Origin of the sequence: Pseudomonas sp. ML2-2023-3 (assembly GCF_037055275.1) — a bacterium.
Classification (GTDB): domain Bacteria; phylum Pseudomonadota; class Gammaproteobacteria; order Pseudomonadales; family Pseudomonadaceae; genus Aquipseudomonas.
Genome location: NZ_CP146343.1, coordinates 4,768,971 through 4,793,370, shown reverse-complemented (window position 1 = coordinate 4,793,370; position 24,400 = coordinate 4,768,971). Strand labels below are relative to the sequence as shown.

The 24,400-nt window shown below is 57.4% G+C and carries 25 protein-coding genes; 19 read left to right on the top strand and 6 right to left on the bottom strand.

Annotated elements, in window-relative coordinates:
* The first annotated feature begins 8 nt into the window (after positions 1-8).
* The 5 genes from V6P94_RS22120 (at position 9) to ispD (ending at position 5,082) form a co-directional block, all read left to right on the top strand.
* On the top strand, positions 9-1,640 hold the full coding sequence (locus tag V6P94_RS22120; protein WP_019822213.1) for a CTP synthase: 1,632 nt from the start codon (positions 9-11) through the stop codon (positions 1,638-1,640).
* 5 nt (positions 1,641-1,645) lie between these two features.
* Positions 1,646-2,491 (top strand): 3-deoxy-8-phosphooctulonate synthase, encoded by an 846-nt coding sequence (gene kdsA / locus V6P94_RS22115; protein WP_019822215.1) that lies wholly within the window; start codon positions 1,646-1,648, stop codon positions 2,489-2,491.
* 153 nt (positions 2,492-2,644) lie between these two features.
* Positions 2,645-3,934, top strand: a complete 1,290-nt coding sequence (gene eno, locus V6P94_RS22110; protein ID WP_133077716.1) for a phosphopyruvate hydratase — start codon at positions 2,645-2,647, stop codon at positions 3,932-3,934.
* Between the two features lie 168 nt (positions 3,935-4,102).
* Complete coding sequence (ftsB, locus tag V6P94_RS22105; RefSeq protein WP_019822218.1) at positions 4,103-4,381, top strand: cell division protein FtsB; 279 nt, start codon at positions 4,103-4,105, stop codon at positions 4,379-4,381.
* A complete protein-coding gene (gene ispD / locus V6P94_RS22100) occupies positions 4,378-5,082 on the top strand; it encodes a 2-C-methyl-D-erythritol 4-phosphate cytidylyltransferase (protein WP_133077715.1) in 705 nt (234 codons plus the stop codon). Before ftsB ends, ispD begins: the two co-directional genes overlap by 4 nt.
* A gap of 123 nt (positions 5,083-5,205) precedes the next feature.
* Here the strand turns inward: ispD and V6P94_RS22095 are convergent, their stop codons facing one another.
* Entirely contained in the window at positions 5,206-6,102 is an 897-nt protein-coding gene (locus V6P94_RS22095) for a LysR substrate-binding domain-containing protein (protein ID WP_133077714.1), read from the bottom strand.
* A gap of 108 nt (positions 6,103-6,210) precedes the next feature.
* Between V6P94_RS22095 and V6P94_RS22090 the strand changes: the two genes are divergently transcribed.
* The 8 genes from V6P94_RS22090 to rpoS all read left to right on the top strand — a co-directional run bounded on the left by V6P94_RS22090 (position 6,211) and on the right by rpoS (position 13,474).
* Positions 6,211-7,323, top strand: coding sequence for an S-(hydroxymethyl)glutathione dehydrogenase/class III alcohol dehydrogenase (locus tag V6P94_RS22090; protein ID WP_133077713.1), 1,113 nt, complete (start codon positions 6,211-6,213; stop codon positions 7,321-7,323).
* Positions 7,324-7,478: 155 nt separating this feature from the next.
* Entirely contained in the window at positions 7,479-8,321 is an 843-nt protein-coding gene (fghA, locus tag V6P94_RS22085) for an S-formylglutathione hydrolase (RefSeq protein ID WP_133077712.1), read from the top strand.
* Positions 8,322-8,383: 62 nt separating this feature from the next.
* The gene (ispF, locus tag V6P94_RS22080) at positions 8,384-8,857 is read left to right on the top strand and encodes a 2-C-methyl-D-erythritol 2,4-cyclodiphosphate synthase (protein WP_095001325.1); all 474 of its coding nucleotides are present in this window, start codon (positions 8,384-8,386) and stop codon (positions 8,855-8,857) included.
* Positions 8,854-9,912, top strand: coding sequence for a tRNA pseudouridine(13) synthase TruD (truD, locus tag V6P94_RS22075; protein ID WP_133077711.1), 1,059 nt, complete (start codon positions 8,854-8,856; stop codon positions 9,910-9,912). Before ispF ends, truD begins: the two co-directional genes overlap by 4 nt.
* Entirely contained in the window at positions 9,900-10,649 is a 750-nt protein-coding gene (surE, locus tag V6P94_RS22070) for a 5'/3'-nucleotidase SurE (RefSeq protein ID WP_133077710.1), read from the top strand. Before truD ends, surE begins: the two co-directional genes overlap by 13 nt.
* 41 nt (positions 10,650-10,690) lie before the next feature.
* Complete coding sequence (locus tag V6P94_RS22065) at positions 10,691-11,326, top strand: protein-L-isoaspartate(D-aspartate) O-methyltransferase (RefSeq protein WP_219261723.1); 636 nt, start codon at positions 10,691-10,693, stop codon at positions 11,324-11,326.
* Positions 11,327-11,535: 209 nt separating this feature from the next.
* A complete protein-coding gene (locus V6P94_RS22060) occupies positions 11,536-12,363 on the top strand; it encodes a peptidoglycan DD-metalloendopeptidase family protein (RefSeq protein ID WP_133077708.1) in 828 nt (275 codons plus the stop codon).
* A 106-nt stretch (positions 12,364-12,469) separates the two neighbouring features.
* Positions 12,470-13,474 (top strand): RNA polymerase sigma factor RpoS, encoded by a 1,005-nt coding sequence (gene rpoS / locus V6P94_RS22055; RefSeq protein WP_046810484.1) that lies wholly within the window; start codon positions 12,470-12,472, stop codon positions 13,472-13,474.
* A gap of 627 nt (positions 13,475-14,101) precedes the next feature.
* On the opposite strand, the gene V6P94_RS22050 is transcribed toward rpoS, so the two are convergent.
* From V6P94_RS22050 to V6P94_RS22040, 3 genes are read right to left on the bottom strand one after another with little or no spacing between them, the layout of a single operon-like run.
* Positions 14,102-15,151 carry an alkene reductase gene (locus tag V6P94_RS22050; protein ID WP_133077706.1) on the bottom strand — a complete coding sequence of 350 codons (1,050 nt, stop codon included), beginning with the start codon at positions 15,149-15,151 and terminating at the stop codon, positions 14,102-14,104.
* 20 nt (positions 15,152-15,171) lie between these two features.
* A complete protein-coding gene (locus tag V6P94_RS22045; RefSeq protein ID WP_133077705.1) occupies positions 15,172-16,338 on the bottom strand; it encodes an MFS transporter in 1,167 nt (388 codons plus the stop codon).
* An 11-nt stretch (positions 16,339-16,349) separates the two neighbouring features.
* On the bottom strand, positions 16,350-16,652 hold the full coding sequence (locus tag V6P94_RS22040; RefSeq protein WP_019822239.1) for a helix-turn-helix transcriptional regulator: 303 nt from the start codon (positions 16,650-16,652) through the stop codon (positions 16,350-16,352).
* A 155-nt stretch (positions 16,653-16,807) separates the two neighbouring features.
* Here V6P94_RS22040 and V6P94_RS22035 point away from each other — a divergent pair, with 155 nt between their 5' ends.
* Positions 16,808-17,395, top strand: coding sequence for an ACP phosphodiesterase (locus tag V6P94_RS22035; protein ID WP_133077704.1), 588 nt, complete (start codon positions 16,808-16,810; stop codon positions 17,393-17,395).
* A 424-nt stretch (positions 17,396-17,819) separates the two neighbouring features.
* Positions 17,820-18,089, top strand: coding sequence for a short-chain dehydrogenase (locus V6P94_RS22030; protein ID WP_326397457.1), 270 nt, complete (start codon positions 17,820-17,822; stop codon positions 18,087-18,089).
* A 641-nt stretch (positions 18,090-18,730) separates the two neighbouring features.
* Here V6P94_RS22030 and V6P94_RS22025 read toward each other — a convergent pair.
* Both V6P94_RS22025 and olsB read right to left on the bottom strand, forming a co-directional pair.
* Positions 18,731-19,510, bottom strand: coding sequence for a lysophospholipid acyltransferase family protein (locus V6P94_RS22025; protein ID WP_326397459.1), 780 nt, complete (start codon positions 19,508-19,510; stop codon positions 18,731-18,733).
* The gene (gene olsB, locus V6P94_RS22020) at positions 19,510-20,265 is read right to left on the bottom strand and encodes an L-ornithine N(alpha)-acyltransferase (RefSeq protein WP_338648691.1); all 756 of its coding nucleotides are present in this window, start codon (positions 20,263-20,265) and stop codon (positions 19,510-19,512) included. Before olsB ends, V6P94_RS22025 begins: the two co-directional genes overlap by 1 nt.
* 238 nt (positions 20,266-20,503) lie before the next feature.
* On the opposite strand from olsB, the gene V6P94_RS22015 reads away from it, so the two are divergent.
* From V6P94_RS22015 to V6P94_RS22000, 4 genes are all read left to right on the top strand, one after another.
* A complete protein-coding gene (locus V6P94_RS22015; protein ID WP_133077699.1) occupies positions 20,504-21,094 on the top strand; it encodes a YceI family protein in 591 nt (196 codons plus the stop codon).
* 1 nt (position 21,095) lies between these two features.
* On the top strand, positions 21,096-22,253 hold the full coding sequence (locus V6P94_RS22010) for a phosphatidylserine/phosphatidylglycerophosphate/cardiolipin synthase family protein (protein WP_326397460.1): 1,158 nt from the start codon (positions 21,096-21,098) through the stop codon (positions 22,251-22,253).
* 89 nt (positions 22,254-22,342) lie between these two features.
* On the top strand, positions 22,343-22,978 hold the full coding sequence (locus V6P94_RS22005) for a LysE family translocator (protein WP_133077697.1): 636 nt from the start codon (positions 22,343-22,345) through the stop codon (positions 22,976-22,978).
* 80 nt (positions 22,979-23,058) lie between these two features.
* Positions 23,059-24,336, top strand: coding sequence for a diguanylate cyclase domain-containing protein (locus V6P94_RS22000; protein ID WP_133077696.1), 1,278 nt, complete (start codon positions 23,059-23,061; stop codon positions 24,334-24,336).
* Positions 24,337-24,400: the final 64 nt, after the last annotated feature.

Below are 24,400 nucleotides of genomic sequence, written 5' to 3'. Positions count from 1 at the left end.
GGTTTTTCATGACGCGCTACATCTTCGTCACGGGCGGTGTTGTTTCTTCATTGGGGAAAGGCATTGCCTCGGCTTCATTGGCAGCCATCCTGGAGGCGCGGGGACTTAAGGTCACCATGCTGAAGCTGGACCCCTACATCAACGTTGATCCGGGCACCATGAGCCCGTTCCAGCACGGTGAAGTGTTCGTCACTCACGACGGCGCCGAAACCGACCTGGACTTGGGGCATTACGAGCGGTTCATCCGCACGACCATGACCCAGAACAACAACTTCACCACGGGCCGCGTTTACGAACACGTCCTGCGCAAGGAGCGCCGTGGTGATTACCTGGGTGCAACCATCCAGGTGATTCCGCACATCACCGACGAAATCAAACGTCGGATCATCAAGGGCGCCGGCGATGCCGACGTAGCGATGGTTGAGATTGGCGGTACTGTGGGTGACATTGAGTCCCAACCGTTCCTCGAGGCTATCCGTCAGTTGCGCATCGAAGTGGGCGCCAAGCGCGCCATGCTGATGCACCTGACGCTGGTTCCGTACATCGCCACTGCTGGCGAAACGAAAACCAAACCAACGCAACACTCGGTTAAAGAATTGCGCTCCATCGGCCTGCAGCCAGATGTCCTGATCTGCCGTTCCGATCACCACGTTGATATTTCTTCGCGTCGCAAGATTGCGTTGTTCACCAACGTTGAAGAGCGTGCCGTTATTTCGCTGGAAGACGCCGACACCATCTACCGCATCCCGGGCATGCTGCACGCCCAGGGTCTGGATGATTTCGTTGTCGAGCGTTTCGGCCTGGAATGCAACAGCGCCGACCTGTCCGAATGGGAACAGGTTGTCGATGCCAAGCTCAATCCAGAGCACGAAGTCACCATCGCGATGGTGGGCAAGTACATGGAACTGCTGGACGCGTACAAGTCGCTGATCGAAGCGATGAGTCACGCTGGTATTTCCAACCGTACCAAGGTCAACCTGCGTTATATCGACTCCGAAGACATCGAAAACAAAGGCACTGAACTGCTTGAAGGCTGTGATGCCATTCTGGTTCCGGGCGGCTTCGGTCTGCGCGGCGTAGAAGGCAAGATCACTGCTGTTCAGTACGCTCGCGAGAACAAGGTTCCATACCTGGGTATCTGCCTGGGCATGCAAGTAGCGGTAATCGAGTTCGCACGTAACGTGCTGGGCTGGAAAGACGCCAACTCCACCGAGTTCGATCGCAGCAGCGGCCATCCGGTTGTGGGCCTGATCACTGAGTGGGAAGATGCCACCGGTGCAGTCGAAACCCGTACCGAAACGTCGGATCTGGGCGGCACCATGCGTCTGGGTGCGCAGGATTGCCAGCTGCAAGCCGGTTCCCTGGTTCACGACTGCTATGCCAAGGACGTGATTGTTGAACGTCATCGTCATCGCTACGAAGTGAACAACAACCTGCTGCCGCAACTGACTGAAGCAGGCCTGAAAGTGACCGGTCGCTCCGGTGACGGCGCGCTGGTAGAAGTGGTTGAAGCTCCGGATCATCCTTGGTTCGTCGCTTGCCAGTTCCACCCGGAGTTCACCTCCACGCCACGTGATGGCCATCCACTGTTCACCGGTTTCGTCAAAGCTGCACTGGCGCAACACGAGAAGAAGGCGTAATCAGAATGGCGCAAAAGATTATCCGTGTAGGCAATATCGAAATTGCCAACGACAAGCCAATGGTCTTGTTCGGTGGCATGAACGTGCTGGAAAGCCGTGATATGGCCATGCAGGTGTGCGAAGAATACGTACGGGTTACCGAAAAGCTCGGCATCCCTTACGTGTTCAAGGCCAGTTTCGACAAGGCCAACCGTTCATCTGTCAGCTCTTACCGTGGCCCCGGCCTCGAAGAAGGCATGCGGATTTTTCAGGACATCAAGGCTGCTTTCGGTGTGCCGCTGATCACCGACGTTCACGAGCCTGCGCAAGCAGCCGTGGTCGCCGAAGTCTGCGACATCATCCAGTTGCCGGCGTTCCTGTCGCGTCAGACTGACCTGGTCGTGGCCATGGCCAAGACCGGCGCCGTGATCAACATCAAAAAGGCCCAATTCCTTGCGCCTCAGGAAATGAAGCACATCCTGAGCAAATGCGAAGAAGCGGGCAATGATCAGTTGATCCTTTGCGAGCGTGGTTCCAGCTTTGGCTACAACAACCTTGTTGTAGACATGCTGGGCTTCGGCATCATGAAGCAGTTCGAATACCCGGTCTTTTTCGACGTGACCCACGCGCTGCAAATGCCCGGTGGTCGCTCGGACTCAGCCGGTGGTCGTCGTGCCCAAGTGACCGACCTGGCCAAGGCTGGCATCAGCCAGGGCCTGGCGGGCCTGTTCCTTGAGGCGCACCCGGATCCGGACAATGCCAAATGCGACGGCCCTTGCGCCTTGCGTCTGGACAAGCTGGAGCCTTTCCTGGCCCAGCTGAAGTCTCTGGATGAGTTGGTTAAAAGTTTTCCGACAATAGAAACCGCGTAAACCTCGTTTCTCCGGTAAAGTACCGCACGATTTCTCGGGCCTCAGGGCCCGAGCCTTATCGCCCGCAAGGCTGCCCGCTATTTGCCCCTTGCCGCCGATAACAATATTTCCCTCAGCTGCGTCGTTTTCGTCAACTTTGGAGTGTTTACAACAATGGCAAAAATCGTCGACATCAAAGGTCGTGAAGTTCTCGACTCCCGTGGCAATCCCACTGTGGAAGCGGACGTGCTTCTCGACAACGGCATCATCGGCAGTGCTTGCGCGCCGTCCGGTGCATCCACTGGTTCCCGTGAAGCGCTGGAACTGCGTGATGGCGACAAGAGCCGTTACCTGGGCAAAGGCGTGCTGAAAGCCGTTGCCAACATCAATGGCCCGATTCGTGATTTGCTGCTGGGTAAAGACCCGGTTGACCAAAAGGCGCTGGACCACGCGATGATCGCGCTGGACGGCACTGAGAACAAAGGCTCCCTGGGCGCCAACGCCATCCTGGCCGTGTCTCTGGCTGCTGCCAAAGCCGCTGCCCAGGACCAGGACCTGCCGCTGTACGCACACATTGCCAACCTGAACGGTACTCCGGGTGTTTACTCGATGCCGGTTCCGATGATGAACATCATCAACGGTGGCGAGCACGCTGATAACAACGTCGACATTCAAGAGTTCATGGTTCAGCCGGTTGGCGCCAAGACTTTTTCTGACGCGCTGCGCATGGGCACCGAAATCTTCCATCACCTCAAAGCTGTGCTCAAGGCTCGTGGCCTGAACACCGCAGTGGGCGACGAAGGTGGTTTCGCACCGAACCTGGCTTCCAACGAAGATGCACTTAAAGTGATCTCCGAAGCCGTTGCAAACGCCGGTTACACCCTGGGCACTGACGTGACCCTGGCTCTGGACTGCGCTGCCAGCGAATTCTACGAAGACGGTAAATACAACCTGTCGGGCGAAGGTCAAGTCTTCAGTTCCGAAGGTTTTGCTGAATACCTCAAGGGTCTGACTCAGCGCTACCCGATCATCTCCATCGAAGACGGCCTGGACGAGTCTGACTGGGATGGCTGGAAAATCCTGACCGACAAAATCGGTGAGAAGGTTCAGCTGGTGGGTGACGACCTGTTCGTAACCAACACCAAGATCCTGAAAGAAGGCATCGACAAGAGCATTGCCAACTCGATCCTGATCAAGTTCAACCAGATCGGTACCCTGACCGAAACGCTGGAAGCCATTCAGATGGCCAAGGCTGCTGGTTACACGGCTGTGATCTCGCACCGCTCCGGCGAAACCGAAGATTCCACGATTGCCGATCTGGCGGTGGGTACTTCGGCTGGCCAGATCAAGACCGGCTCTCTGTGCCGTTCTGATCGTGTTTCCAAGTACAACCAATTGCTGCGTATCGAAGAGCAATTGGGTGCAAAAGCCAAGTACAACGGTCGTGGCGAGTTCCGCGGCTGAGTACTGAATCGTAAAAAGTCAGCAGATTGTGTTGAAAAGCTCGTCAATGCGGGTCTTTTGACACTAATCTGATGCTTCTGTATACAAGCCTGGTTCTTCCAGGCTTTGTACTATTCGATGTTTACGTTTGTCGGCATGGCTGTCTTTTTACTGGATACCTGATATTCGATGCGCAGTCCCTATTGGTTGTTTCTCGTCCTGCTCTTGCTGCTGGCTGGCCTACAGTATCGCCTGTGGGTGGGGAATGGCAGTTTGGCGCAGGTTACCGACCTGACTCAGCAAATCGCCGATCAGCGTGCTGAAAACGAAATTTTGCTGGAGCGTAACCGCGTGCTGGATGCGGAAGTGCTGGAGCTTAAAAAAGGCATGGAGACCGTTGAAGAACGCGCTCGCCATGAGTTGGGCATGATCAAGGAGGGTGAAACCCTCTATCAGTTGGCCCAATGAGTCATTCATCACCGGCCTTTTGGGCCGTGATTCCTGCCGCGGGCGTGGGTGCCCGTATGGCCGCGGACCGTCCCAAGCAATATTTGCAATTGGGCGGGCGCAGTATTCTCGAACACAGCATCAGCTGTTTTCTCGATCATCCAGGCCTCAAGGGGCTGGTGGTCAGCGTTGCTTTTGATGATCCCTTCTGGCCGTCATTGCCGTGTGCTTCTGATCCGCGTGTTGTGCGGGTGGACGGCGGGCGGGAACGGGCGGACTCCGTACTCAACGCGTTACTGTACCTGCATGCGCAAGGTGCGGCGGATGACGACTGGGTATTGGTCCACGATGCGGCACGTCCAAACCTGTCCCGTGAAGACCTGGACAAGCTGCTGGGTGAGTTGGCTGACGACCCGGTGGGTGGTTTGCTGGCTGTTCCTGCGCGGGACACACTCAAGCGAGTGGACAAAAAAGGTCGTGTGGTTGAAACCGTTGATCGCAGTTTGATCTGGCAAGCCTATACACCGCAGATGTTTCGCCTGGGGCCATTGCATCGCGCTCTGGCGGACAGCCTTGTGGCCGATGCGACCATCACGGACGAATCTTCGGCAATGGAATGGGCCGGCCTGGCCCCGCGACTGATCGAAGGGCGTGGGGACAATATCAAGGTCACTCGCCCGGAAGACCTTGAGTGGTTGCGTTTGCGTTGGGCCACTCGCTGATCAGCGCGTCCCGGGGACTTGTGGGAGCGGGCTTGCTCGCGATGACATCACCTGGTTTACCCGGCAGACCGTGGCGTCTGCATCGCGAGCAAGCCCGCTCCTACAGGTAAAAGCAGCAGCGGCTTACCCCTGATACTCCTCCCGCTTGGCCAAACCTTCCTTCAGGTAATCCACCAGCTTTCTAACCTTGGGCGACAAGTGCCGCTGTTGCGGATAAAGCGCCCAGACAGCAGTGTTTGGCGGCTGGTGCGTGTCGAGCAAAGACACCAGGGCCCCTGTCTTCAAGTGCTCCAGTACGTAATAGTCCGGCAGCTGACAAAGCCCTACACCTTGAAGTGCCGCATCCAATACCGCTTGCCCACTATTGCAGCGCCAATTCCCCTGCACCCGTTGCGAAAACTCACGCCCGTCCTGCTGCAGTTGCCATAGATCCGAGCTACCAATCAGACAGTTATGTCGGCTCAGCTCTGACAGGCTGTGGGGGCGGCCATAATGTTCCAGGTAGGAAGGTGACGCGCAGACATACATGCGCCTAGGTGCGAGCCGCGTGGCCACCAGCCTTGAGTCCTGCAAGCGTCCCAGTCGAATCGCCAGGTCCAGGCTTTCATGTACCAGGTCCAGTGGTCGATTGCTGAGTTCTATGTCGACCCGCAACTGCGGATACAGCCCCATGAAGCGCGTCACCAATGGCACGATAAATCGTTCGCCATAGGCCACCGCGCAGGTCATGCGCAACATGCCCTTGGGCTCGCTGGCCAGATCTCCTACCGCTCGCAGTGCTTCTTCACGTCCGTCCTGCAGGCGCTGGCAATGCTGCAAAAAAGTTTGCCCTGCCTCTGTCAGCGTTACCTTGCGGGTACTGCGATAAAACAGACGGGTCTGCAGGCGCTCTTCGAGGCGCGCGACCTGGCGACTGATATGGGATGAGGAGACGCCAAGGCGCTCGGCCGCCGCCGTAAATTGGCCGCACTCGGCCACGGCGACAAACTCATCGATACCTTCCCAGCGGTTTTCATTCACGGCTGATTATCCCTGCATGGCAATAATGTTTTGCTTTTGTCTGGATTATTAATCACTCAGCGCTGATTTACACTCGTCGTCTTGTTTTTACTTTGCTGGAGACGATCGATGATCAAGTCACGTGCTGCCGTAGCTTTCGAGGCCAAAAAGCCCCTGGAAATCGTAGAGGTTGACGTTGCCATGCCCAAGGCTGGCGAAGTGCTGCTGCGGGTTGTGGCGTCGGGTGTTTGCCATACCGATGCCTACACCTTGTCAGGCGCGGACCCGGAAGGCATTTTCCCGTCGATCCTGGGCCATGAGGGCGGCGCCATCGTTGAAGCGATTGGCGAGGGCGTGACCTCCGTTGCGGTCGGTGATCATGTCATCCCGCTGTACACCCCCGAGTGCGGCAAGTGCAAATTCTGTCTGTCGGGCAAGACCAACCTGTGCCAGGCGATTCGCTCGACCCAAGGCAAGGGCTTGATGCCGGACGGCACTACGCGTTTCTCCTACAAGGGTCAGCCGATTTTCCACTACATGGGGACTTCGACCTTTTCTGAATACACCGTGCTCCCGGAAATATCGGTCGCCAAGATTCAGAAAGATGCGCCGCTTGAGAAGGTTTGCCTGCTGGGTTGCGGCGTGACGACCGGGATCGGCGCGGTGCTCAACACCGCCAAGGTCAAGCCGGGTGATACCGTGGCCATCTTCGGTCTGGGCGGTATTGGCCTGTCCGCGGTGATCGGTGCGGTGAAAGCCAAGGCTGCACGGATCATTGCCATCGACATCAACCCGGCCAAGTTTGAAATCGCCCGGCAGTTGGGTGCGACCGATTGTGTCAACCCGAAAGACTTCGATCGCCCGATTCAGGAAGTGATCGTCGACATGACGGATGGGGGTGTCGATTTCTCCTTTGAATGCATTGGCAATGTGCATTTGATGCGTGCGGCGCTGGAGTGCTGTCACAAAGGGTGGGGCGAGTCTGTGATCATCGGCGTAGCCGGTGCAGGCCAGGAAATTTCCACCCGTCCATTCCAGTTGGTGACCGGTCGCGTCTGGCGTGGTTCGGCGTTTGGTGGCGTGCGTGGTCGTACGGAACTGCCAAGCTATGTCGACATGGCGCAAAGCGGCGAGATTCCGCTGGATACCTTCATTACTCACACCATGGGCCTGGAAGATATCAATAAGGCATTTGACCTGATGCATGAAGGCAAAAGCATTCGTACCGTCATCCATTTCTAATTAACAGCGGTAAGTCTAAACACCGCTAAACACGTGTGGGAGCGGGCTTGCTCGCGATTGCAGCTACCCGGTTTGACTGAAAGACCGAGTTGTCTGCATCGCGAGCCAGCCCGCTCCCACAGGTGGGGTGTTTTGCTTGCGGACTGGAGTTGCCCATGACACTGGAAAATATCTCCTGCCAAAAAAGCTTTGGCGGTTGGCACAAGCGTTACAAGCATCGTTCTGAAGTGCTGGGCTGCGACATGGTATTCGCCGTGTACTTGCCGCCGCAGGCGGAGCAGGGGGCAAAGTTGCCGGTGCTTTACTGGCTGTCTGGCTTGACCTGTACCGACGAGAATTTCATGCACAAGGCAGGTGCAATGAAGATGGCTGCCGAGTTGGGGCTGATCATCGTGGCGCCGGACACCAGCCCCCGTGGCGAAGGTGTACCGGATGACCCGCAGGGCGCCTGGGACTTTGGATTGGGTGCAGGTTTTTACCTTAACGCTACGCAAGAGCCTTGGGCGCAGCATTATCGGATGCACGATTATGTAGTGCAGGAGTTGCCGGCTTTGGTCGAAGCGCATTTTCCCGCTTCGCAAAAGCGCGGTATCAGCGGGCACTCGATGGGCGGGCACGGGGCATTGGTTTGTGCATTGCGCAATCCAGGACGCTATCAGTCGGTGTCAGCCTTCGCGCCGATCAGTAACCCGATGGACTGCCCATGGGGGCAAAAGGCGTTCTCCAACTATTTGGGCGAGGAACGTGCTCGCTGGCGTGAGTGGGATGCCAGCGTGTTGATTGGCGAAGCGCGCGAAAAACTGCCGCTGCTGGTTGATCAGGGTGATCGGGATGACTTCCTGGCTGTCCAGCTCAAGCCTGAGGTGCTGCAGCAGGCCGCCAAACTGGCCGACTACCCGCTGACCCTGCGACTGCAGCCAGGCTACGACCATAGCTATTTCTTCATCGCAAGTTTCATCGATGACCACTTGCGTCATCACGCCAATGCACTGAGCTAATAGCGCCCAATGTTGGTCAAAGTAGGTAGAATCACGCCCTGACTTAATCGGGGCGTTTTTTTATGCGTATTGGCCACGGCTATGATGTGCACTGTTTCGCTGAAGGCGATTTCATTACGTTGGGCGGCGTGCGGATCTCCCACAAATTCGGGCTGCTGGCCCATTCTGATGGCGATGTGCTTTTGCATGCCCTCAGCGATGCCTTGCTGGGGGCTGCGGCGCTTGGCGATATAGGCAAACATTTCCCGGACACCGATCCGACCTTCAAGGGCGCTGACAGTCGTGTCCTGCTGCGTCATGTCGTGGGTCTGATCCATGCCAAGGGCTGGAAAGTCGGCAATGTCGACAACACCATCATTGCCCAGGCGCCAAAAATGGCGCCGCATATTGAAACGATGCGTGCGCTGATTGCCGCGGATCTAGAGGTTGACTTGGACCAGGTAAACGTAAAGGCCACGACCACCGAAAAGCTTGGCTTCGTGGGTCGTGAAGAAGGTATTGCGGTGCATTCCATTGCGTTGTTGGTTCGCTCATGAACGAGTCGGATCTGCTCGGCCCTCGGGCCTACGGCGAGGCATTGGGCACTGCCGTGCTCAAAGCGACGGCTGAAGATTTTCAAGTCGACGAGGTGCTTGATATACCGCTGTCCGGGGACGGCGAGCACCTGTGGTTGTGGGTTGAAAAGCGTGGCCTGAATACCGAAGAAGCAGCGCGTCGCATTGCCAAGGCGGCGGGCGTGCCTTTGCGCACGGTCAGTTACGCGGGCCTCAAGGACCGCCAGGCGTTAACTCGCCAATGGTTCAGCGTGCAGCTGCCGGGCAAGGCAGACCCTGACTTGTCGGGCGCTGAAAACGAAACCCTGAAAATTCTCAAGACCTCACGCCACAAACGTAAATTGCAGCGTGGTGCCCATGCGGCCAACGGATTCACACTGCGCCTGACGCAACTGGCCGGGGACAAGGACGCGCTGCAGCAACGCCTTGAATTGATCGCCAAACAGGGTGTGCCGAACTATTTCGGCACCCAGCGTTTCGGCTGGCAGGGTGGCAATGTGGGCGAGGCGCGTGACTATGCTGCGCGCAAGGCCTTGCCTGAGCAGCGCAACGTTCGCTCGCGTCTGTTATCCACTGCCCGCAGCTATCTGTTCAATCAGGTGCTGGCCGCACGGGTGGCGGATGGTAGCTGGCAGCGGGCACAGGTCGGCGATTTGCTGGCCTTTACCGACAGTCGCAGTTTTTTCCCGGCAGGCGAGGCTGAATGCAGCGATCCGCGGCTGGCTATTCTCGATCTGCACCCCACCGGTCCCCAGTGGGGCGAGGGTGAGTCACCGACCACCGGCGTGACCCATGCGCTGGAACAGTCGATTGCAGAGCGTGAAGCCCAATTGCGTGACTGGCTGGTTCGCGCAGGCATGAGCCATGAGCGACGTATCCTGCGACTGCCCATTGGACGATTGACGTGGCATTATCCGCAGCCTGACATTCTGCAACTGGAATTTGTTCTGCCGGCCGGATGCTTCGCCACTGTTCTGGTGCGCGAGCTTGTTGATCTGGTGCCTTTGGATCAAGCGGATAGCCTATGCGTATTCTGATTTCAAACGATGATGGGGTCACCGCTCCGGGGTTGGCTGCGCTCTACGGTGCGCTGGCCGACTACGCCGAGTGCGTGGTGGTTGCCCCGGATCAAGACAAAAGCGGGGCGAGCAGTTCGCTTACCCTGGATCGTCCCCTGCATCCACACACCTTGGCCAATGGCTTTATCAGCATTAATGGCACACCCACCGACTGCGTGCACCTGGGCCTTCACGGCTTGCTGGAGCCGCAACCGGACATGGTGGTGTCAGGGATCAACCTGGGTGCCAATCTGGGTGACGACGTGTTGTATTCCGGCACTGTAGCGGCGGCACTTGAGGGGCGTTTTCTGGATCGTCCATCCTTTGCCTTTTCGTTGGTGTCGCGCCAGGTGGACAACTTGGCGACTGCGGCATTTTTTGCCCGCAAGCTGCTTGAAGCCCACGCATCGCTGGACTTGCCGCCGCGTACGGTCCTCAATGTGAATATTCCCAACTTGCCGCTCGAGAAAATTCGCGGCATTCAACTGACCCGCCTCGGGCATCGGGCACGCGCTGCGGCGCCGGTGCGGGTAGTTGATCCGCGAGGCAAGGCCGGCTACTGGATTGCCGCGGCAGGTGACGCCGAAGATGGCGGTCCGGGCACCGACTTTCATGCCGTGATGCAGGGGTATGTGTCGATCACGCCGCTGCAACTGGATCGCACCTTTGGGGATGGTTTCAAAAGCCTGAATGACTGGCTGGAGGGCATGGGCTGATGGCGCGCGAGCAGGATGGCATGATGCACCGTGGCATTGGCATGACCTCTGAGCGCACACGAGAGCGGCTGATCCAGCGCCTGCGTGAAGAGGGCATCGTTAACCAGGACGTGCTTGAGGTCATTCGCCGCACGCCACGTCATTTGTTTGTGGATGAAGCCCTGGCCCACCGGGCATACGAAGACACGGCGCTGCCCATCGGCAATAACCAGACCATCTCCCAGCCTTACATGGTGGCGCGCATGAGCGAGCTGCTGCTTGAGGACGGGCCGTTGGACAAGGTGATGGAGATCGGCACCGGATCGGGTTATCAAACCGCCGTGCTCTCGCAGCTGGTTGAACGGATATTCTCGGTCGAGCGCATCAAGGTGCTGCAGGATCGGGCCAAGGAACGATTGCTTGAACTCAATCTGCGCAACCTGGTGTTCCGTTGGGGCGATGGCTGGGAAGGCTGGCCTGCGCTGGCGCCTTACAACGGCATCATCGTGACGGCCGTCGCGACCGATGTGCCTCAGGCATTGCTCGACCAACTGGCCCCCGGTGGACGCATGGTGATCCCGGTCGGTGCGGGAGAGGTCCAGCAGTTGATGTTGATCGTACGCGAAGAGCACGGCTTTGCCCGACGGGTAATCGGTAATGTGCGCTTTGTGCCACTGCTTAACGGGCCGCTGGCCTGAGTCTTTATTGGCGTCGGGTGAATTATAGGGTGAGCTGCGGGTCATAAAGCCCGTCACCCGGGCCCTGCCCAGTGTTTGTTTATATTTTATACAGTGTGTTTATGATTCGGCTTTGCAGTCTGTAAAAGCCCTGTAGCCAGTTATACTTGCGCTAAACCATGGCCAGTACTGGCGTTTTACTATTTAGCCATCTTCAAAGGGAGCGGCGGGTGAGTCTCACAGTCATTGCGCAGCGTATGAGCAGCAAAAGCCTTCAGAGGCTGGTGGTCGGTCTGTTCCTGAGTGCCACACTGGCATTGTTGGCCGCGTGCTCCAGCAGCCCCAAAAGTGGCGTAAATGTCGTTGACCGTAACGGGGTAGCCCAGCGTCCGGCAGTGACCACAGGGCAATACGCCGTACGTCGTGGCGATACCTTGTTTTCGATTGCTTTTCGCTACGGCTGGGACTGGAAGGCTCTGGCCGCCCGTAACAATATTGGCGCCCCGTTCACCATTGTCCCAGGCCAGGTGATTCGTTTTGACGGACGCTCTGGGAGCCAGCCAGCAGGTGGCACGACCAGCACCGTGGTTTCGTCTTCTGCGGGCAGCAAGACCACGGTTATCAAGCGTACCGGCACTGTCGCAGCTGCGCCTGCAGCCGCCGCGCCGCTGCCAGCAGGCCCCGCACCCAAGGGTTGGGGATGGCCTTCGAACGGTATTTTGATCGGCAAATTTTCTTCAAACGGTAGTTTGAATAAAGGTATTGATATCGCCGGTGATTTGGGACAGCCTGTTTTAGCTGCGTCTGATGGGTCGGTTGTATACGCTGGCAGTGGATTGAGGGGCTACGGCGAACTGATCATCATCAAACACAGCGATACCTACGTCAGTGCTTACGGTCATAACCGTAGGCTGTTGGTTCGGGAGGGGCAGCAGGTCAAGGTCGGACAGACAATTGCCGAAATGGGGTCAACTGGTACAGACCGGGTGAAGCTTCACTTTGAAATTCGCCGTCAAGGTAAACCTGTAGATCCATTGCAATTCCTTCCTCGCCGTTGATCGCTTACCAGCCTGTTCCTGATGTGGATAAGGAACAGGCTCCAGCGTTGCCAAGGACTTGGGCGATGCTTGAGCTTGAGGTCGAACTCATCAAAGGACTATAGCAATGGCTCTCAACAAAGAAGCGCCGGGGTTTGACATCGACGATGAGGTGCTCCTTATGGACTCCAACATCGACAGCGACTTGATGTCAGAAGAAGACGATTCAACCCCTACAGCTCGAACCAAGTCCAAAAAAGCACCCGCTACAAAACAGCATAAGTACATTGACTACACGCGGGCGCTCGATGCGACCCAGCTGTACCTCAATGAAATAGGCTTCTCTCCGTTGCTCTCCCCTGCAGAAGAAGTCCACTTTGCTCGTTTGTCGCAAAGTGGCGATCCCGCCGGGCGAAAACGCATGATTGAAAGCAACTTGCGGCTGGTGGTGAAAATCGCACGTCGCTACGTCAATCGTGGGTTGTCGTTGCTTGACCTGATTGAAGAGGGCAACCTGGGACTGATTCGGGCCGTCGAGAAATTCGACCCGGAACGAGGGTTTCGCTTCTCGACTTACGCCACCTGGTGGATCCGCCAAACGATTGAACGGGCGATCATGAACCAGACCCGCACCATCCGTTTGCCGATCCATGTCGTTAAAGAACTCAATGTCTATCTACGGGCTGCGCGTGAACTCACGCAAAAGCTCGATCATGAACCTTCCCCTGAAGAAATCGCCAATCTGCTCGAAAAACCTGTCGCAGAGGTCAAGCGCATGCTTGGGCTCAACGAGCGGGTGTCCTCGGTAGACGTTTCTCTAGGCCCTGACTCAGACAAAACGCTGCTTGATACCCTTACCGATGATCGTCCTACAGATCCTTGCGAGCTGCTCCAGGACGATGATTTGTCGCAAAGTATCGATCAGTGGTTGTCTGAACTCACAGACAAGCAGCGTGAGGTGGTGATTCGCCGTTTCGGGCTGCGTGGTCATGAAAGCAGCACCCTTGAAGATGTAGGTTTGGAAATCGGTCTGACACGTGAACGCGTGCGCCAGATCCAGGTCGAGGGTCTCAAGCGCCTGCGGGAAATCCTTGAACGCAACGGTCTGTCGAGTGAGTCGCTGTTCCAGTAACTCACAACAGGCTGACTTGAAACCCCGAGCTTTTCGGGGTTTTTTGTGTGTGATGGAAAATGTTTCGATTGCCGTTTTGTCTTGTGCCTTATCGGTTTGTTTGGAAATGGGATGTCACGGACAAGATTGATTATTATCTGCGTAGTGCTGTAAGCCTTTACTTACCTTTCACGTAAGCCAAGGGCTTAAATAGGTCAGGCAAGCACCTTTTTCTTACTTCATTGTTTTCATAACTCAATGAAAAATAAGGTTTTTTAATACAAATCCAAAGAGGCTGCGTAATAAAAATCTATAACTGATGCGCTTGCAGCAATCCTATAAAACTCTAGTATTTGAATTGTGTCGACGGATCGACACGGCGCTCAAGGAAGAACGCAGACGGACATCGCGGGATGCGATTCATCAGGATGATGAGAAGGAAAAAAGGGACTAGGGAAAAAATGTGGGCGGGTCAAACCGCCCCTTTTTTTTGCCTGAATAATAACCGGGTGTGCTGCTTTAGAGCCTCAAGACTCGCGAAAAACGCTTTACCGAATCGTGCAACGCAAAACGCCCAAGGTCACAGACCTCGGGCGTTTTGCGTTGTGGTGCCAGCCAGCCTGTTTCTGCAGGCCGACGGTTCAGTACTTACAGCGCTGGATAGTCGATATAGCCCACAGGACCTTTCACATAAAAGGTTTCAGGGTGTGCTTCATTGAGTGGCGCATCGGCCTTCAGGCGTGCAGGCAAGTCCGGGTTGGCGATAAAAGGTACGCCGAAGGCTACGGCATCTGCCTTGCCCGCAGCGAGCCATGCATTGGCGCTGTCCTTGGTGAAGCTTTCGTTGGCGATGTATGGGCCACCAAAGGCTTGCTTGAGTTGTGGGCCGAGGCTGTCTGCTGCTTCGTGCTCACGGGCGCAGATATACGCAATGCCACGTTTGCCCAGTTCGCGGGCTACATAACCAAAGGTTTCAGCCAGGTTGTCGTCACCCATATCGTGCAGGTCGGCCCGTGGCGACAGATGCACGCCAACCCGGCCAGCACCCCAGACTTCGATGGCTGCGTCGGTGACTTCAAGCAACAGGCGAGCGCGATTCTCTACGCTGCCACCGTACTGGTCGGTGCGCTTGTTGGTGCTGCTTTGCAGGAACTGATCGAGCAGGTAGCCATTCGCGCCATGAATCTCTACACCATCAAAGCCGGCAGCCTTGGCGTTTTCTGCGCCTGTGCGGTAGGCCTCTACAACATCGGCGATCTCGGCCGTTTCCAGTGCGCGAGGTGTCGGGTATTCAACCTTGGGGCGAACCAGGCTGACATGGCCTTTGGCGGCAATGGCGCTTGGGGCGACTGGCGCTTCGCCGTTCAGGTACATCGGGTGCGAGATGCGCCCGACATGCCACAACTGCAGAGCGATCCGGCCACCGGCAGCGTGTACTGCCTTGGTGATGTTGGTCCAGCCGCGGACCTGGTCGTTGGACCAGATTCCTGGGGTGTCGGGGTAGCCGACGCCCATCGGCGTCACCGAAGTTGCTTCGCTCAGAATCAAGCCCGCAGAGGCGCGCTGAACGTAGTATTCAGCCATCAGCGCATTGGGAACCCGACCTTCATCGGCGCGGCAGCGGGTTAGCGGAGCCATGATGATGCGGTTGGGCAGTTCAAGATCACCCAGCTTGATCGGATCAAAAATCGTGGTCATTTATGCAGCCCTCTCAGGGATCAATGTGTGGCAGTTGCCAGCTCGGCATTACCGTTCTGGCGAAAAGTAATCAGGGTGACCAGCAGTGCCAGAATCGCCAGCGCTGCAGCAGCCAGGGGAACGCTGGTCAGGCCGAAACCGTGGGCGATGACACTGCCGCCGACCCAGGCGCCCAGCGCATTACCGACGTTGAAAGCGCCGATGTTCAAGGTTGAAACCAGGTTGGGTGCGGCCTTGCCGAAGGTCACGACGTTGATTTGCAGCGCCGGTACGGCGGCAAACGAAGCGGCGGCCCACAGGAACAGGGTTATTTCGGTCGGGATCACGGCGACGCTGGTCCAGGTCAGTACGGTCGACATCACGGCCATCGCGATAAAAACACCGATCAATGTAGCGGCCAGGCGCTTGTCCGCCAGCTTGCCCCCGATGATGTTGCCTACCGTCAGGCCAAGGCCGATCAGCAGCAAGGTCCAGGTCACGCCGCTTGGCGATACGCCGGTGACATCACCGAGCAGGGGCGCTACGTAAGTGAACAGGGTGAACATGGACGCGGAAAACAGCGCAGTCATGCTCAGGGAAAGCCAGATCCCGGCGCCTTTGAGTGCGGCCAGTTCGGCACGCATGTCGAGCTTTTCTTCGTCACGCTTGGCGGGCAGAAAGCGGATCAGGCCGATCAGCGCCACGACACCAATCACGGTGACTGCAAAAAACGTTGAACGCCATCCTGCGGCCTGCCCCAGAGCGGTGCCCAAGGGAACGCCCAGCACGTTGGCCAGGGTCAGGCCGGTAAACATCAGTGCTACCGCCGAAGCGCGCTTGTTGGCAGGTACCAGGCCTGCAGCCACGACCGAGCCGATGCCGAAGAACGCACCGTGACACAAGGCTGTAACGACACGGGCAAACATCAGCACGTTGTAATCACTGGCCAGGGCACAGAGCAGGTTGCCGATGATAAAGATCACCATCAAGGCGACGAGAGCGGCTTTGCGCGGCAACTTGGCCGTGGCCAGTGCCATGAACGGAGCACCGATGGCCACGCCCAGCGCGTAACCGGTCACCAGCCAACCCGCACCCGGGATCGATACGCCAAGATCGGCTGCTACATCAGGCAGCAAGCCCATGATCACGAACTCGGTGGTCCCGATGGCGAAAGCGCTGAGCGCCAGAATGAGTAGCGAGAGTGGCATGGAAGTCCTTGTTAAAGCTCTTGGCTGATTTTTTCGAGGAAGACCTTGATGGTTTCCTCATTACGTTTGAAGAAGTGCCACTGGCCGTGCTTCTGACTGGTAATCAGGCCCGCTCGTTGCAGCGTTGCCAGGTGGGCAGAGACCGTCGACTGCGACAGGCCGCAGAGTTGATCAAACTGCCCGGCGCACACACCGTGTTCGGTGGAGTGGATTTGGTCAGGGAACGAAGCATCAGGGTTTTTGAGTGCGTTGAGAATTTCTCGGCGTACTGGGTGTGCCAGGGCTTTTATTATTTCGTCGAGGTCGATCGGCATGGTGGCAGTGCTCAATGGGTACAACGTTATATCGCGATGAGGCGAACTTTAAATCGTTATATCGCGATATACAAATATGGATTTGATCTTAGGTCGGTTCAAATCGGTATATCGGGTTATAACGATATTGGTGTGGCAGTGCTAAACTGCGCGCCATGAATTATCTCGCACATCTGCACCTGGGCGGCCAGCGCCCTGAAGAATTACTCGGCAGTCTTTATGGCGATTTCGTCAAAGGTCGGCTGCACGGTCAGTACAGCCCCGAGATTGAACACGGGATTCAACTGCATCGCAGCATTGATGTCTTCACGGACAATCACCCGTTGGTTGATCAGTCGTTGACGCGTTTTACCCGCACTCGCAGGCGCTATGCCGGCATCGTGCTGGATGTGTTTTTCGACCACTGCCTGGCCCGGGACTGGGGGCAGTATGCCGAGGGGCCGCTGGAGCGTTTTACCTCGGATTTTTATCGCGTGCTGGTGGCTGAGCAGCAGTTGCCGCGCAGGCTGGCCAGTATTGCACCGCACATGGCGGCCCATGACTGGTTGGGTTCGTACCGGGATTTTGACGTGCTGGAGCAGGTGTTCAACGGGATTGCGCGGCGTTTGTCGCGACCCGAAGAACTGGCGGGGGCGATGCAGGATTTAAAGGCGTTGTATGAGCCGTTGAGTGAGGATTTCCGGTTGTTTTATCCGCAGTTGCAGGGGTTTGCAGCGGGCTGCTACCGGCAGGGATCTCTGTAGTCGCTGCCGAAGGCTGCGATCTGCTGCGAAGCAGCAGCAAAAACCCTATGTTGACACGTGCATTGATGTGGACTCGATTTCCCTTGGCCATGGGATTGCCCGCGTTGCTTAACGCTCACGTTTTTTCGGGATTTTTCGCACAGGGTTGGCAATTGCTGGGGCTTGGTGCGCGGCCTATAGTCGGTGCTCGCCGATAAGGCGACCGGGTTTGGCGACTTGGAACATTTTCAAAAATATGTGCAATTGCTATATATGGCGGAGCGTGTATTTTGCGCGCTGTGTTTTATGGCGGCTGTACGTGGGAGACCTTCGGGTCTGCCGGGTTTTGGGGATGACCGGTTCGCCAACCCGCGTACAGCGGCCACCTGTTTTTGTTTGGCGACGAAAACGGATGGCTATTACATATAGCATCAGAGGTTTACTTATGACTCATTCCCAGTTTATCCCCCTCACCGCTATCGACTGCACCATCCCCGCCTTATTGATCGACCGCAACGCTCCCCTGGACGTACTTCACGCCAACGCCGTCGCCCGCGTTCTGGCCGTCACCCAGTTGATGGAAATGTTCTTCGCCCGCGAAGTGCAGCAGGCCGATTCTGTCGACCTCAAACACCTGGCCACGGTTTCGGCGCAATTGCTGCGCGACGGTTGTGACATGCTTGATGTCTTGGGCTGGCGCTTGCGGCCTGTTTGATACCGTTTTTATTACTGATGTATTGAGTACATATCCGGCATCAGCGTTTAACTGGAATATTGGTTTCGCTCTTACAGCGAGTCCCTTTTTGAAGGACCAAAAAGGAACCAAAAAGTCCTCGCCCCAGCGTACGGCCTTCGCTTCGCTCAGGTTCCCTCGTTCCGGTCCCGCTCCGTGGGCCCGCCGTGACGGGCCATCCCTGGCCCAACACGGCTCTCCCGGCATCCATGCCGGGATGCCCACTGCGCAGAACCTCCTCTCGGCCTCCCGAAGGGGCGGGCAGATCAAAAGCACTGCGCCCCGAAGCGGCCGACCGGCCGGCCTGTTTGGTGTAAGTCTGCGCGGCTCAATCTGTAGTCGCTGACGAGCCGTGCGAGGCTGCGTCCGGTTGCGAAGCGACCGTAAAACCTGAGTCCGGGATTTACCTGAACGATCGCTGTGTCCGGCTTTACGACTGCCGCGTCGCAGTGGCGCACCAAACCGAACGCAGCCTTCGTTCCTCGTCAGCGACTACGGAGTTTTGCGCAAGGTTTTGTGACGTCTGCGACGCATTTGTAGCCACTCGATTACCTGAACGCCACGAATGCCCATAACAGTGCCGGAATGAGGGCGGAACCTTTATTCCAGTTACACAGGGCAGTTCAGATCGTCGCCCCCAGAGGAGCTGTTTGCGTCACCGGCGCTGTCACCACCCGCCGTATCGCCTCCTGCGCCCTGAACGCCAGCACGGCGCGCTCCTGCGCCTGGCTGGCGATGGGCTCTAGCAGATGGATCTCGACCTCGGCCTGTTCATGGCTAAACAGGCGCAGTAAATGTGACAGCAAGTCATCGTCGCCAATAAACGGTGCTATCCCATCAATCTCGCCATTGCGTAAATAGCGTATGGCCACCGGCTGCAGGGGCACTTGGCTGTCTATCGCCGCCGATAACAACCGACCATGAAAGGTACGTATCGAACGCCCGTCAGTGGTGGTGCCCTCGGGAAACATCAGCAGAGAAAGCGGGTGCTTCAAGTGCTGGCTCATTTGCTCGCGAATCAGTTGGCTGTCTCCTGCGCCCCGGCGAATAAACAGGCTCCCGGCCTTGGCCGCCAGCCAACCGGCAACGGGCCAGCCGCGGACTTCTGATTTGGACAAAAACGAAAGCGGGGTGAGTTGCCCCAGCAGCGCAATGTCGGTCCATGACACGTGGTTGCTGACCCACAGCATGGGCGTTGCCGGTAACTGGCCGACGACGGTGATGCGAAAGGGCAGGGCGTTGCTCAGGCGAGACATGAAAAATTGCGACCAGCGCTGGCGACGGTCCATCGTGCTGCTCAGATTCAAGCGCTCAAGCACGGCGAACGCACTGGCCATGCCCAGCCCCAGGCTGACAACGGCCAGCACACGCGCCACTCGGCCATATCGGCGCAAACGGCTCATTACATGGCCGCCTTGAAGTGTCGCGCATAACGCGGGCATAGCTCATCGCGCTTGAGCAAAATAAACACGTCTGCCACCTGGAAGTCTTCATCCCAGCAAGGTTCACCGCAAATCTTGGCGCCCAGGCGCATGTAGGCCTTGAGCAATGGCGGCATTTCGGCGATGACGTTGGCGGGTATTTCCTGGGCCGGTAACGGCTTTTTCGGTTCGGCGCGCAAATGTTCCGTGCACAGGTAGCGTTCGCGCAGGCGCTGCATGATTGCCTGAGCCTGGATGCCGCCGTCCTGCATGGGGATGCTGGCGCAGCCCATCAGGTATCGGTAATTGCCGTGGTTGAGGACTTCTGCCAGCTCGCCCCAGAGTACGGCGATGGTGCCGCCGTTGCGGTAGGCAGGGTCGACACAGGTTCTTCCAATTTCAAGTATGGGCCCTTGCAGATTGGCCAGGCCGTGAAGGTTGAATTCTTCTTCGCTGTAAAAGTGGCCGATGTTTCGGGCGGCACTGTGATCCAGCAGGCGAGTGGTGGCTACCAACTGGCCGCTATTGAGGTCGCGGACCCCGATATGTTCGCAATGCGCGTCGTAACCGTCCTCGTCCAGTCCATGTTCGGCGCCTTTGAGCCTGGCCTTCAACTCGCCGCTGAACACACGAAAACGCAGGGTCTGGGCCTCGCGCAAAGCGTCGGGCCCGATCAGGCGCTCTGCCTGCAGACGGCGTTCTGGAGCGGTGTCGCGGATACGGACGATCTGGGACATTGCGAATCTCCGTGCAGGCACCGGGCCCGCCTTGGGTTTCTGCCAATCGACTGAGGTGTGCAACTTCAGGCTAGGCAGGTGCAATGTCACCCCTGTGACGTTTGGATGATGCTTGTATGACAGGAGCCCCGGAGGAACTGTCGGTGTCTGACGGCGTCCTAACACTGTGTTAAAAAGTCCAGCCAAAACCGCTCGCCAGGGTTAATGTTCGCCCACGTTTATTTGTCGATGAGTTTTTATGCTTAAAGTGTTGTTTTCTTCTGCCTGCGCCTTGTTGTTGACCCTTGGCGTGAGCCTTTCTGCCCAGGCCAACTGGTATCTGGACGGTGAGTCATCACGGCTTTCGTTTGTCTCCACGCAAAATGCCAATATCGCGAACGTGCATCGCTTTTTGGTCCTGCACGGCAAGGTCGACCGTAAAGGCCTGGCGCAATTGCGTATAGAAATGGATTCGGTCAACAGTGCCGTACCGCTGCGTGATGAGCGCATGCGCGACGTGCTGTTCGATTTCAAGCATTTCCCGGAAGCACAGATTACGGCGCAGATTGACTTGCAACCGATCAATGATCTTGCCCCCGGTGCGCAACTGGAACTGCACTTGCCTGTCACGGTGAGCCTGCGCGGCAAACAACACACCTATGAGGCCGAACTGTTGGCCACCCGCCTTGATGAACGGCGCTTTCAGGTCGTAACCCTGGAGCCGCTGATGCTGCAAGCCGAAGATTTTGGCCTGCAGCCGGAGCTCGAAACCTTGCGCAAATTGGCTGGATTGTCAGCCATCAGTTTTTCAGTGCCGGTGGGTGCGGTACTGATTTTCACGGCTCGCTAAGATGGCCGGCGCGGTGTTTGGCTGGCGCAGCGACAACCAGTTCGAGTTGCTGATCGATGGTTCCCGGTTTTTCCCCCGGATACTGGCAGCCATCGAGCAGGCACAAGAGCAGATTGATCTGGAGTTGTATCTAGTTGAGGCGGGTGGCTGCGCCGAAGCCATCGTGCAGGCGCTGGAACACGCCGCCTGGCGCGAGGTGCGAGTGCGCTGCCTGTTTGACGCCTATGGCAGTCTGGGCCTGGGTTTGAGTTTGCGCCGAAGGCTCACCGATGCCGGAGTTGAACTCAGGCATTACAACCCGCTTAGCTGGCGCCGTGGCCTGAACAACCTGTATCGCGATCATCGCAAACTGTTGTTGGTGGATCAGCAACTGGCCGTGGTCGGGGGCACTGGCGTTACGGATGAGTTTTGGCGCCCCAGTGACGACACCTGTGAATGGCATGAAGTCATGGTCAACATTCAAGGCCCGCTGGTCATGGACTGGCAGATGCTGTTTGATCGTCAATGGCGCGCCAATATCAGTCGCAAGGCATGGAAGCCCGCCACTCACTTCGGGCTTGCACGCTTGCCTGGCCTGCCCCAAGAGGCCAAAGGCATGGGCCGTGTCGCCTATGCGGATGCTCATCAACATCGCGATATCCTGCAATCGCTGGTGCGGGTGATCAACAGTTCCAGCCAACGTATCTGGCTGGCCACGCCTTATTTCTTGCCCACCTGGAGTGTGCGCCGCTCTCTGCGTCGCGCGGCGGCCAGGGGCGTTGATGTACGGCTGTTGCTCACGGGGCCGCGCACCGACCATCCTTCCGTGCGTTACGCCGGTCATCGCTATTACCCGCGCCTGCTGAAGTCCGGTGTGCAGATACTGGAATACCAGCCCTGTTTTTTGCACCTGAAGATGGTGCTGGCTGACGATTGGGTCAGCATTGGCTCGTGCAATTTCGACCACTGGAACCTGCGCTTCAACCTTGAGGCCAACCTCGAGGCGCTCGATCCGGCGCTGACGCAGGCGGTGGTCGCCAGTTTTAACGCGGACTTTGCCCAAAGCCTGCCTGTCAGCTTGCAAGACTGGCAGTCACGACCACTCTGGCGACGGGTAAAACAGCGTATCTGGGGCTGGGTCGATCGGCTGGTGGTTAATGTTTTGGGGCGTCGACACTAGACGCGGTTACAGACGCTTCAAGAACGTGCAAAATCGGGCGACCTCACGGGTCACGCAAAGCGTGAGGCATGATTTTTGGAGCTGTGTGCATGACACCTTCGTTGTTACTGGCCGTTCTGGCTTCTGGTTTTATCTATGGCATCACCCCGGGGCCAGGCGTGCTCGCTGTTTTTGGCATTGGTGCGGCCCGTGGGCGACGTGCCGGAGCCGGATTTCTGTGCGGGCATTTGCTGGGTGATGTGATCTGGTGCAGCACGGCGCTGATCGCCATCGTGGGCGCGCGTGAATTTGGCAGCACCGCCTTCAATGTGTTGGGCTTGATCAGCGGGCTCTACCTGTTCTGGCTGGGATTGCGCGCGGTGCGCGCCCAGCGCAGCAGCGTTGCCCGGCAAGGACCGGCGCGACAGCCGTTTGCTCACGGGATTTTCTTCGGCCTGACCAATCCCAAGGCGTATCCCGTGGCGGTGGCGACGTTTACGGCGCTGCTGTCCAGCCGGGCAGAGCTTCTGACCTGGGAAATGCTGCCCTGGTTGATCGCATTGAGTTTTGTCGGTGGGGCGATGGCCTACGCGATTTTGGTTGGTATTGTAGGAGCGGGGCATGTCAGGGCACTCTATCAGCGTCATGAGCTACTGATTACCCGGCTGTGCGGGGTCATGTTCATCGGTTTTGCCATCAGTGCGTTGATGCATGCACTGCCTGGGTTGTTACGAACTATCGTTTGACGTAGGTGGCAGGGAATGCGGTGCGGTGTGTGAGTCAGGGATGAATGTTTCCATTTAACCCTGAGGCATCGAGTTGCCCTATGGACATCAAGAATTACCTGCTCCAGGCAGGTTTTATTGACCTGTTGCTTGACGCTGTCTGTGTGGTGGACCGCAATGGTCGCTTCGTTTATGTCAGTGCAGCCTGCAAACGTATCCTGGGCTATGAGCCCCACGAGCTTAAAGGCCAGTCGATGATCGATCTGGTCTTCCCCGCTGACCGTGAGCGAACGCTGCTCGCGGCCAGCGACATCATGGCCGGTGAGCCCAAGCTCAATTTCGAGAACCGCTATGTGCACAAGGACGGGCATGTGGTGCATATCCAATGGTCTGCATGCTGGTCTGAAACCCATGAAATGCGCATTGCCGTGGCCCGCGATGTCACCGAGCGCAAACTGGCGGAGTCACGCCAGGCGGCTCTTTTTGCGATTTCGGAGGCTGCCCATGGGGCCGAGGATTTGCTGGCGCTGTTCAAATGTGTGCACCAGCTCATCGGGCAGTGGTTGCCCGCGGTGAGTTTCTCGGTCGCACTTCGGGAGCAGGGTTCGCTGACGTTTCCCTATTACGTCGACGATCATCCACTTGAGCAGCACTCGCCCGTTCGCCACCTGAGTGAGGAGGTCATGCTCAGTGGCCAGCCCGTCATGCGTGTGCCTGACCATGGGCCGTCATGGCTGGGTGTTCCGCTGGCCACTCAGAACGGCACTATGGGTGCGTTGGTGGTCAAAAGCCTGCCGGGTGAAGAGCGCTACACCGAGCAACACAAAGACTTGCTGCAATACGTGTCGACCCAGGTGGCAACGGCCATTGAGCGCAAGCAATTGCATGCCCGCCTGCAGTATCTGGCGCAGTACGACGCCTTGACTCACTTGCCCAATCGCGACCTTCTCTATGATCGCCTGCACCGCGCGCTGGCCGCTGCCAAACGGGACAATGAATGCCTGGCCGTGCTGTATGTCGATCTGGACCATTTCAAACTCGTCAACGACAACTATGGGCATGCGGTGGGTGATGACTTGTTGCAGCAGACGGCGCGGCGCCTGACGCTGTGCGTGCGCGAAAGCGATACGGTCTCCAGGATGAGCGGGGATGAATTTGTGCTGGTGCTGGAGAGGCTCAAACTGCCATCGCATGCGCTGATCGTGGCTGAAAAAATTCGCCTCAACCTCAGCCAGCCTGTCTTTATTGGCAATCACACGCTGAACATCATTCCCAGCATTGGCATTGCGGTTTACCCCGAGCACGGAGAGCAGGCCCAGCAATTGCTGCACCATGCAGATACGGCGATGTATCGAGTCAAAAAGAGGGGGCGCGGGTGAACATCGTGTGCAAGCTGTAAAACGCGAAGGGGGAGTTTGCTGCTGTACAGGCCAGGCTTTCAGA